The 15458-nt window shown below is 62.8% G+C and carries 14 protein-coding genes; 4 read left to right on the top strand and 10 right to left on the bottom strand.

Features of this window, described 5'->3' with window-relative positions; all coding sequences use genetic code 11:
- Positions 1 to 74: 74 nt before the first annotated feature.
- Positions 75 to 1169 carry an MBL fold metallo-hydrolase gene (locus HMPREF3173_RS17965; RefSeq protein ID WP_070575129.1) on the bottom strand — a complete coding sequence of 365 codons (1095 nt, stop codon included), beginning with the start codon at positions 1167 to 1169 and terminating at the stop codon, positions 75 to 77.
- A 338-nt stretch (positions 1170 to 1507) separates the two neighbouring features.
- Here HMPREF3173_RS17965 and HMPREF3173_RS17960 point away from each other — a divergent pair, with 338 nt between their 5' ends.
- Complete coding sequence (locus HMPREF3173_RS17960) at positions 1508 to 4090, top strand: bifunctional diguanylate cyclase/phosphodiesterase (RefSeq protein WP_070575138.1); 2583 nt, start codon at positions 1508 to 1510, stop codon at positions 4088 to 4090.
- 9 nt (positions 4091 to 4099) lie between these two features.
- On the opposite strand, the gene HMPREF3173_RS17955 is transcribed toward HMPREF3173_RS17960, so the two are convergent.
- On the bottom strand, positions 4100 to 4420 hold the full coding sequence (locus HMPREF3173_RS17955) for a DUF2025 family protein (protein ID WP_043215770.1): 321 nt from the start codon (positions 4418 to 4420) through the stop codon (positions 4100 to 4102).
- A gap of 175 nt (positions 4421 to 4595) precedes the next feature.
- Here HMPREF3173_RS17955 and HMPREF3173_RS17950 point away from each other — a divergent pair, with 175 nt between their 5' ends.
- Positions 4596 to 5810, top strand: coding sequence for a GAF domain-containing sensor histidine kinase (locus tag HMPREF3173_RS17950; RefSeq protein WP_070575128.1), 1215 nt, complete (start codon positions 4596 to 4598; stop codon positions 5808 to 5810).
- Here HMPREF3173_RS17950 and HMPREF3173_RS17945 read toward each other — a convergent pair.
- Positions 5749 to 6666 carry a LysR family transcriptional regulator gene (locus HMPREF3173_RS17945; RefSeq protein ID WP_070575125.1) on the bottom strand — a complete coding sequence of 306 codons (918 nt, stop codon included), beginning with the start codon at positions 6664 to 6666 and terminating at the stop codon, positions 5749 to 5751. The two genes, HMPREF3173_RS17950 and HMPREF3173_RS17945, sit on opposite strands and share 62 nt — an antisense overlap.
- 114 nt (positions 6667 to 6780) lie before the next feature.
- Between HMPREF3173_RS17945 and HMPREF3173_RS17940 the strand changes: the two genes are divergently transcribed.
- A complete protein-coding gene (locus HMPREF3173_RS17940; protein WP_070575122.1) occupies positions 6781 to 7539 on the top strand; it encodes an SDR family NAD(P)-dependent oxidoreductase in 759 nt (252 codons plus the stop codon).
- Between the two features lie 8 nt (positions 7540 to 7547).
- Here the strand turns inward: HMPREF3173_RS17940 and HMPREF3173_RS17935 are convergent, their stop codons facing one another.
- From HMPREF3173_RS17935 to HMPREF3173_RS17915, 7 genes are all read right to left on the bottom strand, one after another.
- Positions 7548 to 8414, bottom strand: a complete 867-nt coding sequence (locus HMPREF3173_RS17935) for an efflux RND transporter periplasmic adaptor subunit (RefSeq protein WP_070575119.1) — start codon at positions 8412 to 8414, stop codon at positions 7548 to 7550.
- A gap of 12 nt (positions 8415 to 8426) precedes the next feature.
- Positions 8427 to 8633, bottom strand: a complete 207-nt coding sequence (locus HMPREF3173_RS17930) for a DUF1656 domain-containing protein (protein ID WP_043215762.1) — start codon at positions 8631 to 8633, stop codon at positions 8427 to 8429.
- Positions 8620 to 10608 carry an FUSC family protein gene (locus tag HMPREF3173_RS17925; protein WP_070575116.1) on the bottom strand — a complete coding sequence of 663 codons (1989 nt, stop codon included), beginning with the start codon at positions 10606 to 10608 and terminating at the stop codon, positions 8620 to 8622. The genes HMPREF3173_RS17930 and HMPREF3173_RS17925 overlap by 14 nt, the downstream gene beginning before the upstream one ends.
- Before the next feature lie 210 nt (positions 10609 to 10818).
- Positions 10819 to 10935 (bottom strand): cytochrome c oxidase subunit CcoM, encoded by a 117-nt coding sequence (gene ccoM, locus HMPREF3173_RS25200; protein WP_043215106.1) that lies wholly within the window; start codon positions 10933 to 10935, stop codon positions 10819 to 10821.
- A gap of 134 nt (positions 10936 to 11069) precedes the next feature.
- The gene (locus tag HMPREF3173_RS24635; protein WP_090345081.1) at positions 11070 to 11228 is read right to left on the bottom strand and encodes a hypothetical protein; all 159 of its coding nucleotides are present in this window, start codon (positions 11226 to 11228) and stop codon (positions 11070 to 11072) included.
- A 60-nt stretch (positions 11229 to 11288) separates the two neighbouring features.
- Entirely contained in the window at positions 11289 to 11618 is a 330-nt protein-coding gene (locus HMPREF3173_RS17920; protein WP_070575114.1) for an aspartate-semialdehyde dehydrogenase, read from the bottom strand.
- A 105-nt stretch (positions 11619 to 11723) separates the two neighbouring features.
- Positions 11724 to 12422, bottom strand: a complete 699-nt coding sequence (locus HMPREF3173_RS17915; protein ID WP_070575112.1) for a M949_RS01915 family surface polysaccharide biosynthesis protein — start codon at positions 12420 to 12422, stop codon at positions 11724 to 11726.
- Between the two features lie 116 nt (positions 12423 to 12538).
- Between HMPREF3173_RS17915 and rapA the strand changes: the two genes are divergently transcribed.
- Complete coding sequence (rapA, locus tag HMPREF3173_RS17910; RefSeq protein WP_070575109.1) at positions 12539 to 15385, top strand: RNA polymerase-associated protein RapA; 2847 nt, start codon at positions 12539 to 12541, stop codon at positions 15383 to 15385.
- Positions 15386 to 15458: the final 73 nt, after the last annotated feature.

Genomic DNA, 15458 nt, shown 5'->3' with positions numbered 1-15458 from the left:
GGAAGTGGGGCGCATTATAAGGGGATTCGAAAGCCCGTCAACAGTTATTTCACAGAAACTTCAAAACAATGTCCTTAGCGTGTCACAACATCTCGTTCGATCATCCTGCCCCGCTCACGAACCGGCCGCGGCTGCCACCAGTTCTGTCCCTCGTGCGGGGAATCCAGGCTGACCCGCTCCCCCATTTGTGGCGTGGACAAACGCACCTGCGCTTGCGAGGCCAGGGCAACAATGCGCTCGAATGGCTCCTGCCATCCATGGATGGACAAGTCAAAGGTTCCATTATGAATTGGCAGCAACCAGCGCCCGCGCAGGTCAAGGTGGGCCTGCAAACTCTGCTCCGGTTGCATGTGCACGTTGGGCCAGGCCAGGTTGTAGGCACCGGTTTCAATCAACGTCAGATCGAACGGCCCGTAGCGCTCGCCAATCCGACGGAAGCCGTCGAAATAGCCGGTATCTCCACTGAAGAACAGACGCAACGCTTCATCCATTACCACCCAGGACGCCCACAACCTGCGATTGCTGTCGAACAGACCACGTCCTGAAAAGTGCTGCGCCGGGGTTGCCACCAAGCGAATGCCTTCAACCTCGATTTCCTGCCACCAATCCAGCTGACGCACCTTGGCTGCAGGCACCCCCCAACTGATCAAGAGATCTCCCACGCCAAGCGGTGTCAGAAACAACCCGGTGCGTGGCGCCAGCTGGCGAATCGTCTGTTCATCGAGGTGATCGAAGTGGTCATGGGAAAGAATCACTGCGGTCAACGGTGGCAGCTCCTCCAGGCTCAGGGGCGGAGCATGGAAACGTAGCGGCCCAGCCCATTGCACGGGCGAGGCGCGCTCGGCGAACACCGGGTCAGTAATAAAGAAGCGTCCGCGCAGCTTGAGCAGTACCGTCGAATGCCCTAGGCGCCAGAGGCTGTGGTCCGGAGCATCGAGCACTTGTTGATGGGTCATCGGCTGCAGGCTGATGGATGCGGTCGGGCGTGTTCCGGGGGGCTTGCGCAGGAACAGGTACTTCAAGCCAATACGCAATTTTTTCAGAGCGCCGTCCTGAGGAAGAATGGCCTGGTTATGAAAACGTCCATCCCGATGGGGCGCCGACCCGCCAGCGTTAGAGTCAAGGGGCAACATGAGCAGTAGCACTCCGACCAAGAGCAAGGCGTTCATCGTACCCCACAGTGATTGGCTCAGCCGTGAAATAGCCTGCGAGGCCATTTTTCATCGATGAGTTGATGTTGAACAACATTAATGCGGCTTATGGGATAAACGTGAACCCACACAACAGTAGCGGGCTGGGCATTGACCTGGGCTCCTGTACAGCCGACAGTCTCCCGAACAGTGATTGTGTGGAGCAGATAAGACCCTCTATGCAGCCAAGCGCGAAAAACGTGACCAAGTGAATTTCTCCCAGGACGGCGCTGCCACGCGCAAGCTGGCCTATCCTGACTGAACCTGCCCCAGGCCGCCGCGCACCAGGGATGCAGTTCATCAAGGAGCTCTCGCGCATGGACAGGCATGTCGACTCTTCGCCCAGCACCCCTGCTCCGCGCTTGCAGGTTCGTCGCCTGATCATTGGTTTTTCCCTGCTGTTTATACTCGCCGCTCTGGTCACTCTAGGCGCACTGTTCAACATTGCCCGAATTCTCGATCACCAGGAGCAGGAACGCAGCACGTTCCAGGCTACCCAGGCCTTGGAACAACGACTGCAGGCTTCGCGTCAGTTCCTGTCCAGTTATGCGGTGTGGGATGCCGCCTACCAGCACTTGGCCGGCCAGGTCGATTGGCATTGGGCTTACGAAGAGAAGAACATCGGCGATTCACTGTACACCGCCAGTGGTTACGAAGGCGTCTTCGTGGTGGACGACCAGCGCACCACTTATGCCCTGCTCAGAGGAAAGCCGACCGACTCGCCGGCCAGCGCCCTCATCGATGGACCTTTGGCGGCGATTATCACCGAGGCCCGCGCGGCGGCCCCTGCTCGGGAACAGGTGACCCACTTTGTGTTGCTCGACGGTTCACCGGCCGTGCTCAGCGCCGCCGCCGTACGCCCGGACAAAGACGTCGAGCCAAGCGAGGTGGACGACGCACCGGTGATGCTGTTCGTCGATGAACTGACCGGACCGAAGCTCTCCCTGCTCGGTAAAGGCGCCGGCCTGACCGACCTGCACCTGGAAAAAGACGCGATCGATGCCCGGGACCAACCTCGCATCCCTCTGGGCGACACCGGCTATAGCCTGGCCTGGAACAGCCCGCAACCGGGCAGGCAATTGCTCTGGGCGGTGCTTCCGACTCTGTCGGGGGCATTGCTGGTACTAGGCCTGGTGATGCTCTACCTGTTTCGCCAAGTGTTGCAGGGCTCGCGTGCCGTCGAGCTCAGCCTGCGACGCCTGCAGCAGAGCAACCAGGCCTTGGAGGCCAGCGAGCAGCGTTTTCGCGCCGTCGCTGAGGCAGCGTCCGATTGGATCTGGGAAACCGATCGCCAACAGCGCCTGACCTACCTGTCCCAACGCTTCGTGCGGGTCACCGGCTACGCCGTCGAAGATTGGCTGGGCCAGCCGCTGAACCAACTTTTGTCTTGCGACACCACCCCCCTCTCCTCCTGGCTGGACAGCCAGGCGCAGGCCGACCCGCAGCAGCTGGCCAACCTGCGTTGCGCCTACCGGGATCACAACGGCCAGAACCGTTATTGCCGGATCTCGGCTCGGCCGATCCTGTTCGAGGGCAAGCACAACGGTTTTCGCGGCACCGCCAGTGACATCACCGACGAAGTGGACGCCCATGCGCGTATCCAGCACCTTTCGATGCACGATGCCCTCACCGGCCTTGCCAATCGCAACAAGCTCGCCCGCCATCTGGAACAGGCGCTGCTGCGTGGCAGCGACGCGCCGCCACTGACTTTGCTGTTGTTGGATCTGGACAACTTCAAGCCGATCAACGACGCCCTTGGCCACGCCGCTGGCGATGCCGTGCTGCTGGAAGTCGCCACGCGCCTGCGCGATACCACCCGCGAAGGTGACCTGGTAGCGCGCCTGGGCGGAGACGAGTTCGTGTTGGTAATCAGTGGACTGGACAATCACAGCGAAGTCGATCGCTTCTGTGCGCGACTGATCGATCTGCTGCAGCAGCCCATCCTCTTCGAAGACCAAGCACTGCACATCGGCGCCAGCCTCGGCATCGCCCAGAGCCGCGCCCAGGGCTACGATGCCGGGGAGCTGATACGCTGCGCCGACATCGCCCTGTACCAGGCCAAAGGCGAAGGCAAGCACACTTGGCGTTACTTCGATGCGCTGATGAATCAGCAGATCCAGTATCGCCGCCAATTGGAGAACGACCTTCGCCGCGCCCTGAAACACGAAGAATTCGTGCTCCACTATCAACCCCGGTATCGCCTGCGGGACCTTCAGATCGTTTCGGTCGAAGCTCTCCTGCGCTGGCAGCATCCCCAGGAAGGTTTGCTCGGCCCGGATACCTTCATTCCTCTAGCCGAACAAAGCGATCTCATTGTCGCCCTCGGCCGATGGGTACTGCGCGAGGTCTGCCAAAGCGCCCGAGACTGGCCCCAGGACCTGCTGGTTTCGGTCAATCTTTCGCCGGCGCAGTTTTCCCGTAGCAACGTAGTGGCGGATGTACGCGAAATCCTGTTGGACACGGGTTTTCCGGCCCAGCGCCTGGAGCTGGAAATCACCGAAAACGTCATGCTCAACGACATCGAGGGCGCACTAGGCACCATGCTCGCCCTCAAGGAGCTCGGCGTACGCCTGAACATGGACGATTTCGGCACCGGCTATTCTTCCCTGGGCTACTTGCGGACTTACCCGTTCGACAGCATCAAGATCGACAAGCGATTCATCGCAGGCCTAGGCAACCCGAGCGGCAACGATCGCGCCGTGGTTCAGGCAATCATCAACCTGGGCCGGGCCATGGGCCTGGAGGTGACCGCCGAAGGAGTGGAAACCGAGCAACAGCTCAAGCTGCTGGCCAAGGATCGCTGTGACGAAGTCCAGGGCTACTACCTGAGCCGCCCGCTGGATCGCCAGCATTTCGAGTGTTTGCTCAAGGCGCGCAGCGACCAGCGTGGCGCGCTCTGAGCCTTGCATTCAACGCAACCGGCGCTCGGCGATGATCTCCGGAAGATCCCCACGACGCAGGTAGAGGCGCAGCGGCTCGCCGATATTAAGCCGATCATCCACATGCTGGGCCAACAACAGTGCCAGGCGCTCGCGGCACAGGGCCATGCGGGCGCCCTGCACGGGGCGCCAGACGAATTCGCTGCAGGGTGTGATGCTTTCATCGGCCACATCCATGCCGAAGGCGTCTTCGCTAAAGCGCACGATATGGGTGCCGCGCTTGCCGTGGTAGCCGACGAAGCCGATGAGCTGGTCGGCGGCATTGCAGATATCCAGGGATGTGATGGTCATACGTACCTCGCAATTGATGTCGAAAGGACGCACGCCGGGCGGGAGCGGTCGCCTCTTCTCGGGCGACGCGCAGGGCCAGCCTAGCGCAAGTGGCAGACCGTTCGCCAAGTTTTTCCATGTGCCAACGATCGGCCCGCTAGACTGGTCTTCCTACCGCCACGGACATCGGACCGTCATGGCCATCGACCTCAGTGCCGACATCGCCATCATTGGCCGCATCAACGCCGTTCCGGCCATCCTGCAAGTGATCTGCGAGACCACCGGCCTGCGTTTTGCCGCCGTAGCGCGGGTCACCGAGAACAATTGGGTCGCCTGCGCCGTGCTGGACAACCTGGGCATAGGCCTGCGGCCCGGTGATGAACTGGACGTGACCACTACCCTGTGCCAGGAAACCCGAAGCAGCCAGCAGACCATCGTGATCGACCAAGCCAGCCTGGACGAGCAGTACTGCCAGCATCACGCACCGCGGATCTACCGCTTCGAAAGCTACATCTCGGTGCCGGTGCTGCGCACCGATGGCAGTTTCTTCGGCACCATCATCGCCTTCGACTCACAGCCCGCACCGCTCAAAGGCAGCGCAATCCAGCCCATGATGGAGTCCTTTGCCCGGCTGCTGGCGATCCAGATAGAAAGCGAACAAAGCGCCCAGCGCACCGAGCGCGCCCTTCAGAAGGAACGGGCCATGGCCGAAGTGCGTGAGCAGTTCATCGCCGTCCTCGGTCATGATCTGCGCAATCCGCTGTTCGCCATCACCGCCGGTGCCGAACTGCTCGTCCAGCGCCTGCAGGACGAGCGTAACCGTGTCATCGCCCGGCACATCCTCACCTCCGGCAGACGTGCCTCGCAGTTGGTGCGTGACGTGCTGGACTTCGCCCGCGGTCGCCTCGGTGCCGGCATCACGCTCGACGTGCAGCCCTGCCACGATCTGCATGACGCCCTCAGCCACGTCGCCTCGGAATTGCAGCGCGTGCACCCGCAGCGCCAGATGGTGCTGAACATCGGCGATCTGGGCGGACTGTATTGCGACCGGGAACGAGTGATGCAGCTACTTTCCAATCTGATTGCCAATGCCCTGACCCACGGCGCCCCCGATGGGCCGGTGACCATCACTGCCGCCGTACGTGACGGCACTTTCGTGCTCAGCGTGCACAACTTGGGCGAGCCGATCCCAGCGCATACCCTGGGGCAATTGTTCCAGCCGTTTTCCCGGCCGCTCTCCAACAGGCCGCAGCAAGGGCTGGGCCTTGGGCTGTACATCGCCAACCAGATTGCCCTGGCCCACGGCGGGCGCATGGACGTCGTGTCCAACCCTCAGACGGGGACGCTGTTCAGCTTCCGTCTGCCTGTGGATCGACCTGGGACGCCAGCACCTGAGCCAGCCAGTTCATGAACACCTGGACCCGGCGCGGTACATGGCGCTGCCGGGCGTACAGCAACGACACCGGCATGGCTTGGGCCTGAAACCCTTCCAGCACACAGACCAATGCGCCGCTGCGCAGATGATCCACGACGCCCACAGCGGGCACTTGGATCAGCCCCAGGCCTGCCAGGCAAGCCGCCGAGTAGGCCTCGGCATTGTTCACCGTCACCGCCCCCGCCATTGCCTGGACATGCACTTGTCCGTTGCGCTCGTATTCGAACCCTGGGCTGCGCGCGCCCAGGGTGCCGACGTAATGAACCAGGCGATGCTCAGCCAGATCCTCCAGGCTGCGCGGCTCACCGTAACGCGCCAGGTACCCTGGGCTTACGCAGTTGCGCATGCTCAACTGGCCAACCGGTCGCGCCACCACGTCCAGGTCGTTCAGCACACCAATTCGCAGCACACAGTCGAAGCCTTCGCGCAGTAGATCAACCCGCCGGTCGGTGCAGCTGATCTCCACCTCCAAACGCGGGTAGCGATCCAGGAACCCAGGCAGCGCCGGAATGATCACTTGCCTGGCCATCATGGTCGGCAAATCGATGCGCAAACGCCCCGTCAGATCAACATCGTCAGCACGAAACAGCCCCTCGATTTCTTCCATGCTCGACAGCAGATTCTTGCTGCGCTCATACAACAGCATGCCGTCCTGAGTGGCCTGCACACGTCGGGTGGTGCGGTTGAACAGCCGGGTGCCCAGCAGCTGCTCTAGCGCCCGAATCTGCTCGGACACTGTTGATCGCGGCAACCCCAGGCTGTCGCCGGCCAGGGTGAAACTGGACAGTTCACTGACCCTGACGAAAGTGCGCAGCAGCTCCAGCTTGTTCATGGAAACGTCGCTCTTTGTCCAAAACATTCGAACAGTATTTCCATAAATACCGGATTTATCACCCCTGTGCAGACCAATAGTCTGTTACCCACAGCCATCAACGAGGTAACCGACATGACCCGCAAACTCGCTTTGATCACCGGCGCCAGCCGAGGCCTGGGCAAGAACGCCGCAGAACACTTGGCCGCGCGAGGCATCGACATCATCGGCACCTTCCACAGCAAGGCCGACGAAGCCCAAGCGCTCGCACGCCGCCTGGAACTGGCCGGAGTGAAAGCCGCCATGCTGCAATTGGATGTGAGTGACAACGCCAGTTTCGCGACCTTCGCCGAGCGTGTAGGCCAGACCCTGCGACAGCACTTTGGCCGGGAGCGTTTCGACTATCTTGTGAACAATGCCGGCATCGGGCTGAACGTGCCGTTCACCGAGACCAGCGAGGCCCAGTTCGACCAGTTGCTCAACATCCAGCTCAAAGGGCCGTTCTTCCTGACCCAGCGCCTGTTGCCGCTGATGGTCGATGGCGGGCGCATCGTCAATATCTCCACCGGCCTCACCCGCTTCGCCCTGCCTGGCTATGCCGCCTACGCGGCCATGAAAGGTGCGATGGAGGTGCTGACCCGCTACCAAGCTAAAGAGCTAGGAGCCCGGGGCATTCGTGTGAACATCCTGGCCCCTGGGGCGATCGAGACAGACTTCGGCGGTGGCGTGGTTCGCGACAACCAGCAGGTCAATGACTTCATTGCCGGTAACACCGCCCTGGGCCGGGTCGGTCTGCCCGATGACATCGGCGCGGCAATCGCCCTGCTGCTCGAAGACGGCAACGGCTGGATTACCGGCCAACGGCTGGAAGTATCCGGCGGCATGTTCCTCTGAGCCGGCGCTCAGCGTTGCGCCTGCTCATGAACCTGCACGCTGGCCGTCATGCCCGCGCTCAGGTTCATGCCCTCCGGGATCTGGTCAAGACGAATGCGCACCGGAATCCGTTGGGCCAGGCGCACCCAGTTGAAGGTCGGCTCGACCTCCGGCAGCAACTGGCTGTCGGGATTGCTGTTGCTGTCGGTGATGCCGCGGCTGATGCTTTCCACGTGCCCATCGATCGACTCACCTGCGCCCATCAACCAGACTTTGACCGGGTCGCCCACGCGAATGCGCGGCAGCTTGGTCTCCTCGAAATAGGCCTGGATATAAAAGGTCGAGTCGTCCACCAAGGCCATCACCGATTGCCCGGTGTTGACGTAGTTGCCCTGGGCCAGACGCAGGTTGGTGATGTGCCCGCTGCGCGGCGCACGCACTTCGCTGCGGTCCAGGTTTATCTTGGCCACCTGCAGCTGTGCCTGGGCTTCGTGCAGTTCACCACGGGCGATCGCCGCGTTGATCTGGGCGTTCTCGCGCAGCTCAGCGCTGATGGCCTCTGGGCCGAGCGCAGTGCGCCGGGCCGCCTCGCGCTCACGCAGGCGCAATTGCTGGGCACGGGTTTCGGCCACAGCGCTGGCTTGGTCGTAGGCGGCCTGGAAGCGCTCGCGGTCGATGTTCATTAGCACATCGCCGGCCTTGACCTGCTGATTATCATGGACCTTCAGCTCGCGTACCCATCCGGAGACGTCCGGGGCGATGACCACCACGTCCGCGCGGACCCGTGCGTCCCGCGTCCAGGGGGTGAGCATGTAGTACTGCCAGAGCTGGTAACCGGCGAACACCGCCAGCGCCACCACACACAGGGTGACCAGGGTACGTACGGCTGTACGCATGGACTTCACTCCTTACAAAGGTCCCAGCAGGTGCACCACCAGGGACAGAACACAAACGAACAATGCGGCATCGAACAATGCTTCGTGCCAGATCCAGCGCCCCAAAGGCGTGGCCTGCACCACCAGACGCAGCAATCCGGTAAGTGCCAGGGCCATCAGCACGTAGACCAGAAACGGGCTGAGCAACACACCGCCCAGCGCCCACTCACGCAAGCCCATGGATTTCCTCCTGCCGGCGGCACCACTTGCCCCAGCTTCTTTGCAGTTGCAGCACCGCGCCAATTGCCAGGTGTAGCGGGTCGCTTGGCGGCTGGCGACGCAGGGCCTCGATGAATTGCTCGCTGGCCGCGTCCAGGCGCTGACCACGGCCCGGCGCCGGGCCGCTGGCGAGCACTGCCTCCAACTGTTGCAAGTAATGACGCTCGGCTGCAGCCAACGGCGCCTGAGCGACGGCAAGGCACATGCGCAGGTGCACCAGCTCATCGCCGATATCCAGGCCGTGCAACCCATCGTCCCAACGCTTGCGCTCAGCCTCCGGCAGCTCGCTGGCGTGTCGCGCCAGCTGCATCAGACGGTCGGCCATGCGCCCGCCGAACCAGCTATCGGCTCCCCGCAGGTCACGGCGGGTCAGGCGCACCAGATCGCCCTGAGTCGCCTTGCGCAGGCGCCGGCCGAGCCAGGCCGGATGACGAAGCACCAGCAGCCGAAACGCCAAGACCGCCGCCCCCACACCGATCAACATGGCCTGGGCGCTGTTGAGCATGGCAGCCACATCGAAATGCATGGTGTTCAGTGGCGCTACCAGCACGATGAAATGCAGGCAATAAGAGGTCGCCGTGGCGCCTGTGCGCGGGTGCGCCATGCCCAAAGCACCGAAGAACAGCGGCACGCCCATCCCGAGGCATAGCATCGCGAAGCTGCTCCACTGTGGCAGGAGGATCTGCCCCACCAGAAACGCCACTGGGATTGCCAGGAGAATCCCGCGCAAGAAGCTCAGCCCGATCTGCGCGCCGTTCTCACGGCTGGCGAACAAACTGCAGACCACACAAGTGAGCACCAATCCACCCGGTGCCGCCGGCCATGCAGTGGCCAGCCAGAAACTGCTCATGGCCAGGAACGCCAAGGCGCTGCGCGCCCCAAACAATAGCGCCAACGGCAAATCCCGGTGGGCCGCCAGGCTCTGGGACACTTCTTTAGGCGCCCTGCCCTGCTCTACGTCTTGCAAAGCCTGGGTCGCAGCCATGGCAAAATCCAGCAACAGGGTCAGGCGCGCCAGGCAGTAATGCTCGGCAGAGCTGATCTGCCCGTCATGGGCTGCATCCCAGAGGCGCTGGCGCAACAGCAGCAGGTTCGGCAGCTCAGGCGCCGCCAGCTGCGCGCGAACCTCTTCCAGCCATGGCGCCAGCCGACCGGCCTCGGTCTCGTCAAGCTGGCTCCATTGGCGCCGCACCGATCGCGAAATACGCAGCAGCATCATCAATTTCTGGCTCAATCCACGAATGGCCCGGGCGCGCTGACGGCCGCGGTGTCCTTCGAACCAGGCGTGTTCGCGCTGGGCATCGATGGCAACGATTCGTCCCAGAATTTCCAACAGCCCCTTACGCGCTTCGTCTTCGCCACCGAGCATGGCGCTGCATGCCTGCAGGCCGTTCTGCCAGGCCTGCCGTGCCTGGCCTGCGAGCTGCTGTTCGACCCGCAACGGCCAGAGCAAAGCGCTGGTGGCAGTGGCGCAGACGATCCCCAGGCAGATCTCCGTGCAGCGCGCCACCGCCTGGTCGAACACTTGCAGCGGATGGTTGATCGCCGGCAAGGCGATGATCGCAACGGTATAGCCGGCCAGCACGAAGGCGTAAGCCCAGGCGCTACGTAACTGGGTGGACGCCGCTGTACACAGCGCCAGCCACAACGCCAAAGTGAGCAGGAACAACCACGGTGTCTGGGCGAACAGCCCCATGAACACCACCGACATGAACGTGCCCACCAAGGTCCCGGCCAACCGGGCCAGGCCCTTCTGCACCACCATGCCAGACAGCGGCTGGGCCACGATGAAAGCCGTCATTAACGCCCAGGACGGCTGCTCCAGGCCCCAACGCATGGCCAGCCACAGCGCCAACCCCCCACCGAGCAAGGTCTTGAGGGCGAACTTGACAGCAAGGGGGGTGGGAGCAAAAAGGGCCGTGAGGGTGATGGGCACGGAATCGGGCCTTGCGCAGCGGTAATGGATGAAAGATAGACAACGGCGCAAGGATAAAGCGGAATCGTTTAATTAGCTAGCTAAGCATCATTCTGGTTCCACTCCCGCTCCATCTGCGTCAGCAGTTACGCGGATAGCAAAAAACACAGGTAAAAAAATGGGCGACCGAAGTCGCCCTAAATGCCTTGCGTGCTCGTGAATCGGGAAGGATCAGCGCGACTTGCGCTTGCTCGAGTCCTTCCAGATGAAAATGCCCAGACCGGCGAAGAACACCAACATCAACCCGACCGTTACCACACCGGCGATAACCACGTTGTCGAAGAACATGTCGGCCTCCCATTCGTTTGCCGTTGTCCGATGGATGCAAGGTAACGAATGCGGGAGTGGAAAAAATTGACGGGCGTCAATGGTGCCCGGGGGCGGGCACGCGAGGCGTGTACAGATTTGACATGCGTCAAATTTCAGCGTTTTTTCGGCTTGCCCTTGGGCTTCTTCTTGGATTTGCCCAACGGCATGGCCTGTTCGAAGGCCTGGCGCACTTCGTTCAGGCGCTTTTCCTTGAGGTCATGAATGCGCTTGCTGCGCTCGGCATCGAAATCGATCAGGTTGTCTTGGCTCATGGCAGGCTCGACTGACAGCGGAGGCTTGCATGATGAAGCCTGACGCCGGTGCTGACCAGCTCAGACTTCGATATCCACCAGCAGCCCCTGACGCGGTCGCTCGCCCAGCGGCGATACCGGCACGGTGTTGTCGGCGTTGAGCTCATCATCGGGCACGGCGTTGAACGGCTCGTCCTGGCCTTTTTGCCGACGCTGCTGTTGTTGCCGGCGTTGCTCTTCGCGCAGCAACAGGGCTTGTTCCTGCGGGTCGCGCTGGTGACGCAGATCGATGGTGCCGTCGCTGGAACTGGGCTGCGCGGGGACCACCGGCGGAATGTTCGGGGTCGGCTTGACCGGATCCTGTTGCGAGGTCACCGGTGCGGCGCTGAGCGGAATGATGGGCGGCAGCATGGAAATCGTCTCCTGTTACCCTTGTATCGGCCAACGCCCGGCCGCCTTGAGCGACCGCTCGCAAGCCCCTTCATGGTCAGGTGCCCGGAGTATAGGACACCGCCTTCATTCGACCTCGACGTCATCTTCGGTCGGCTCATCGGCCGATGGACTGGTTTCGCTCCAGGGCCGCTTGTAGACCTGCTGCCACACCGCATCCATATGATCACGCAACACCTGCGGCGCACTCTTGAGCGAGGCGCTGTCCTCGCGCTCGCCGCCGACCGGTTCCTCACCGGCCGGCGTGATCAGTGACTGGCCGGTAATGCTGTAGACCGCCTGCCCTTCGCGCATCTCGATGGCGATGTCATGGGGATCGATACCGCCACCACAGAAGGCATGGCTGGCCACGGTCAGTTCGGCGACGCCATCTTTGTTCAGGTCGCTGACATCACTGACATCGGTGTAGAAGTCCACGTCCAGATCCAACCCCGGGCAACTGGTCTCCTGTTCGATCTGCCAGCGGGACTTGAACGCATCCGCCTGCGCGCTACGCCCATAGAGGGTGGCCTTGAGCACCACCTTGTCGACTTCCTGCTCGGTTTCGGCGTCGGTGGCCTGGCCGTCGGTTCGGCTGAGCACCAGCAGGCCTTCGCCGTCACGGTCACGGAAATGCACGCTCTTGATCGGGGTCTGCACGCCCAGCACTTCCAGCTGCTCGGCGGGAATCGGCGGCAAGGTCTCGAAGTTTTTCTGGTCACAGGCAGCCAGCAACAAACTGCTCAGGGCCAGGGAGGCATACAACCAGCGGTGCTTGGCAAGCATGGTGGCGTGAGGCCCTCGTTGTGCAACGGTATTCGTCGATGAACAGCTAGACTCTTTGGTCTAACCGGCCCTATCCGTTAACATAGCCGGCTTTTCATCGCGGGAGTTCAGGCAGTATGGCGCAGCAGTATCAACCGGGGCAACGCTGGATCAGTGACAGCGAAGCCGAGCTCGGCCTGGGGACCATCCTGGCGCAGGATGGCCGCCTGCTGACCGTGCTCTACCCGGCCACTGGCGACACCCGCCAGTATTCCCTGCGCAATGCGCCGCTGACCCGCGTGCGCTTCTCGCCTGGCGACCAGATCACTCATTTCGAGGGTTGGAAGCTGACCGTGCGCGAGGTCGAGGACGCCGATGGCCTTCTGGTCTACCACGGCCTCGACGGCCAGAACCAGACGCGAGTCCTGCCGGAGACCCAGCTGTCCAATTTCATCCAGTTCCGTCTGGCCAGCGACCGCCTGTTCGCCGGGCAGATCGACCCGCTGTCGTGGTTCTCCCTGCGCTACAACACCTTGCAGCACACCAGCAAACAGATGCTCTCGACCCTGTGGGGTCTGGGCGGCTGCCGCGCCCAGCCGATCGCGCACCAGTTGCACATCGCCCGTGAAGTGGCTGACCGCATTGCGCCACGGGTACTGCTGGCCGACGAAGTAGGCCTGGGCAAGACCATCGAAGCAGGCCTGGTGATCCATCGTCAGCTGCTCTGCGGGCGCGCCAGCCGCGTGCTGATCCTGGTGCCGGAAAACCTGCAGCATCAGTGGCTGGTGGAAATGCGTCGGCGCTTCAACCTGCAAGTAGCGCTGTTCGATGCGGAGCGCTTCATCGAAAGCGACGCCAGCAACCCGTTCGAAGACGCCCAGCTCGCGCTGGTGGCGCTGGAGTGGCTGGTCGAAGACGAGAAGGCCCAGGACGCTCTGTTCGCCGCTGGCTGGGACCTGATGGTCGTCGACGAAGCTCACCACCTGGTCTGGCACGAAGAACAGGCAAGCCCCGAGTACGCCTTGGTCGAGCAACTGGCCCAGGTCATCCCGGGCGTGCTGCTGCTCACCGCCACTCCCGAGCAATTGGGACAGGACAGCCACTTCGCCCGCCTGCGCCTGCTCGACCCCAACCGTTTCCATGACCTGGCCGCCTTCCGCGCCGAGAGCGAGCACTATCGCCCGGTTGCCGAAGCCGTTCAGGAACTGCTCGACGAAGGCCGTCTGTCACCCAAGGCCCACGCCACCATCGAAGGCTTCCTCGGTGCCGAGGGCGAAGCGCTGCTGGCCGCTGTCACCGACGGCGACAGCCAGGCCAGCGCACGCCTGATCCGCGAGCTGCTCGATCGCCACGGTACCGGCCGCGTGCTGTTCCGTAACACTCGCGCGGCGATCCAAGGCTTCCCGGAGCGCCAGCTGCACCCCTACCCGTTGGCCAATCCGGCGCAATACCACGATCTGCCGAGCGGCGAACGTGCCGAGCTCTATCCGGAAGTGGCCTTCCAGGCCCAGGGTGAAACCAGCGACGACGAGCGCTGGTGGCGCTTCGATCCGCGGGTCGACTGGCTGATCGACACCCTCAAGATGCTCAAGCGCACCAAAGTGTTGGTGATCTGCGCCCACGCCGAGACCGCCATGGACCTGGAAGACGCCCTGCGCGTGCGCTCCGGCATTCCGGCCACGGTGTTCCACGAGGGTATGAGTATCCTGGAGCGCGATCGCGCCGCCGCCTACTTCGCCGACGAAGAGTTTGGCGCCCAGGTGCTGATCTGCTCGGAAATCGGCAGCGAAGGCCGCAACTTCCAGTTCGCCCACCACTTGGTCATGTTCGATCTGCCGGCCCACCCCGATCTGCTCGAGCAGCGCATCGGCCGCCTGGACCGTATCGGCCAGAAACACACCATCGAGCTGCACATCCCCTACCTGCAGGACAGCCCGCAGGAGCGCCTGTTCCAGTGGTACCACCAGGGCCTTAACGCCTTCCTGGCCACCTGCCCGACGGGTAACGCCTTGCAGCACCAGTTCGGCCCGCGCCTGCTGCAGCTGCTCGAAGGGGGCGACAGCAAGGCCTGGGAGGCGCTGGTGGATGAAGCCCGCGCAGAGCGCGAGCGTCTGGAAGCCGAACTGCACAGCGGCCGCGACCGGCTACTGGAGCTCAACTCCGGTGGTGCGGGCGAAGGTCAGGCGCTGGTGGAGGCGATCCTCGAACAGGACGACCAGTTCGCCCTGCCGATCTATATGGAAACCCTGTTCGACGCCTTTGGCATCGACAGCGAAGACCACTCGGAAAACGCGCTGATCCTCAAGCCGAGCGAGAAGATGCTCGACGCCAGCTTCCCGCTGGGCGACGACGAAGGCGTGACCATCACCTATGACCGCAACCAGGCGCTCTCGCGCGAGGACATGCAGTTCCTGACCTGGGAACACCCGATGGTCCAGGGCGGCATGGATCTGGTGCTGTCCGGTTCCATGGGCAACACCGCGGTGGCGCTGATCAAGAACAAGGCGCTCAAGCCTGGCACCGTGCTGCTCGAGCTGCTCTATGTCAGTGAAGTGGTCGCCCCTCGCAGCCTGCAGCTGGGTCGTTACCTGCCTTCGGCGGCCCTACGCTGCCTGCTCGATGCCAACGGCAACGACCTGAGCCCTCGTGTGGCTTTCGAAACCCTCAATGACCAGTTGGAAAGCGTGCCCAAGGCCAGCGCCAACAAGTTCGTCCAAGCCCAGCGCGATGTACTGGCCAAGCGCATCGCCAGCGGCGAAGCCAAGGTCATGCCTAGCCATGTCGAGCGCGTGGCCGAGGCGCAGCGCCGCCTGGCCGCCGAAGCTGACGAAGAACTGGCCCGCCTGACCGCGCTCAAGGCCGTCAACCCGAGCGTACGCGACAGCGAAATCGACGCCCTGCGCAAGCAGCGCGAAGAAGGCCTGGCCATGCTGGAAAAAGCCGCCCTGCGCCTGGAGGCGATCCGCGTCCTGGTCGCGGGCTGATCTGCATCCTCGCACAGGCTTCGCCAGCGCCTACCGTGTTTCGACGACGTGTAGGCGCTGGCGCTCACCGCCA

It is taken from the genome of Pseudomonas sp. HMSC08G10, assembly GCF_001808425.1.
Lineage (GTDB): Bacteria > Pseudomonadota > Gammaproteobacteria > Pseudomonadales > Pseudomonadaceae > Aquipseudomonas > Aquipseudomonas guariconensis.
This window is presented reverse-complemented; position numbering and strand designations above follow the sequence as displayed.

Coding starts and splice junctions, on each gene's coding strand:
- HMPREF3173_RS17965 (WP_070575129.1), bottom strand. CDS start 1,169: ATGAACGCCTTGCTCTTGGTCGGAGTGCTACTGCTCATGTTGCCCCTT.
- HMPREF3173_RS17960 (WP_070575138.1), top strand. CDS start 1,508: ATGGACAGGCATGTCGACTCTTCGCCCAGCACCCCTGCTCCGCGCTTG.
- HMPREF3173_RS17955 (WP_043215770.1), bottom strand. CDS start 4,420: ATGACCATCACATCCCTGGATATCTGCAATGCCGCCGACCAGCTCATC.
- HMPREF3173_RS17950 (WP_070575128.1), top strand. CDS start 4,596: ATGGCCATCGACCTCAGTGCCGACATCGCCATCATTGGCCGCATCAAC.
- HMPREF3173_RS17945 (WP_070575125.1), bottom strand. CDS start 6,666: ATGAACAAGCTGGAGCTGCTGCGCACTTTCGTCAGGGTCAGTGAACTG.
- HMPREF3173_RS17940 (WP_070575122.1), top strand. CDS start 6,781: ATGACCCGCAAACTCGCTTTGATCACCGGCGCCAGCCGAGGCCTGGGC.
- HMPREF3173_RS17935 (WP_070575119.1), bottom strand. CDS start 8,414: ATGCGTACAGCCGTACGTACCCTGGTCACCCTGTGTGTGGTGGCGCTG.
- HMPREF3173_RS17930 (WP_043215762.1), bottom strand. CDS start 8,633: ATGGGCTTGCGTGAGTGGGCGCTGGGCGGTGTGTTGCTCAGCCCGTTT.
- ccoM (WP_043215106.1), bottom strand. CDS start 10,935: ATGTTCTTCGACAACGTGGTTATCGCCGGTGTGGTAACGGTCGGGTTG.
- HMPREF3173_RS24635 (WP_090345081.1), bottom strand. CDS start 11,228: ATGAGCCAAGACAACCTGATCGATTTCGATGCCGAGCGCAGCAAGCGC.
- HMPREF3173_RS17920 (WP_070575114.1), bottom strand. CDS start 11,618: ATGCTGCCGCCCATCATTCCGCTCAGCGCCGCACCGGTGACCTCGCAA.
- HMPREF3173_RS17915 (WP_070575112.1), bottom strand. CDS start 12,422: ATGCTTGCCAAGCACCGCTGGTTGTATGCCTCCCTGGCCCTGAGCAGT.
- rapA (WP_070575109.1), top strand. CDS start 12,539: ATGGCGCAGCAGTATCAACCGGGGCAACGCTGGATCAGTGACAGCGAA.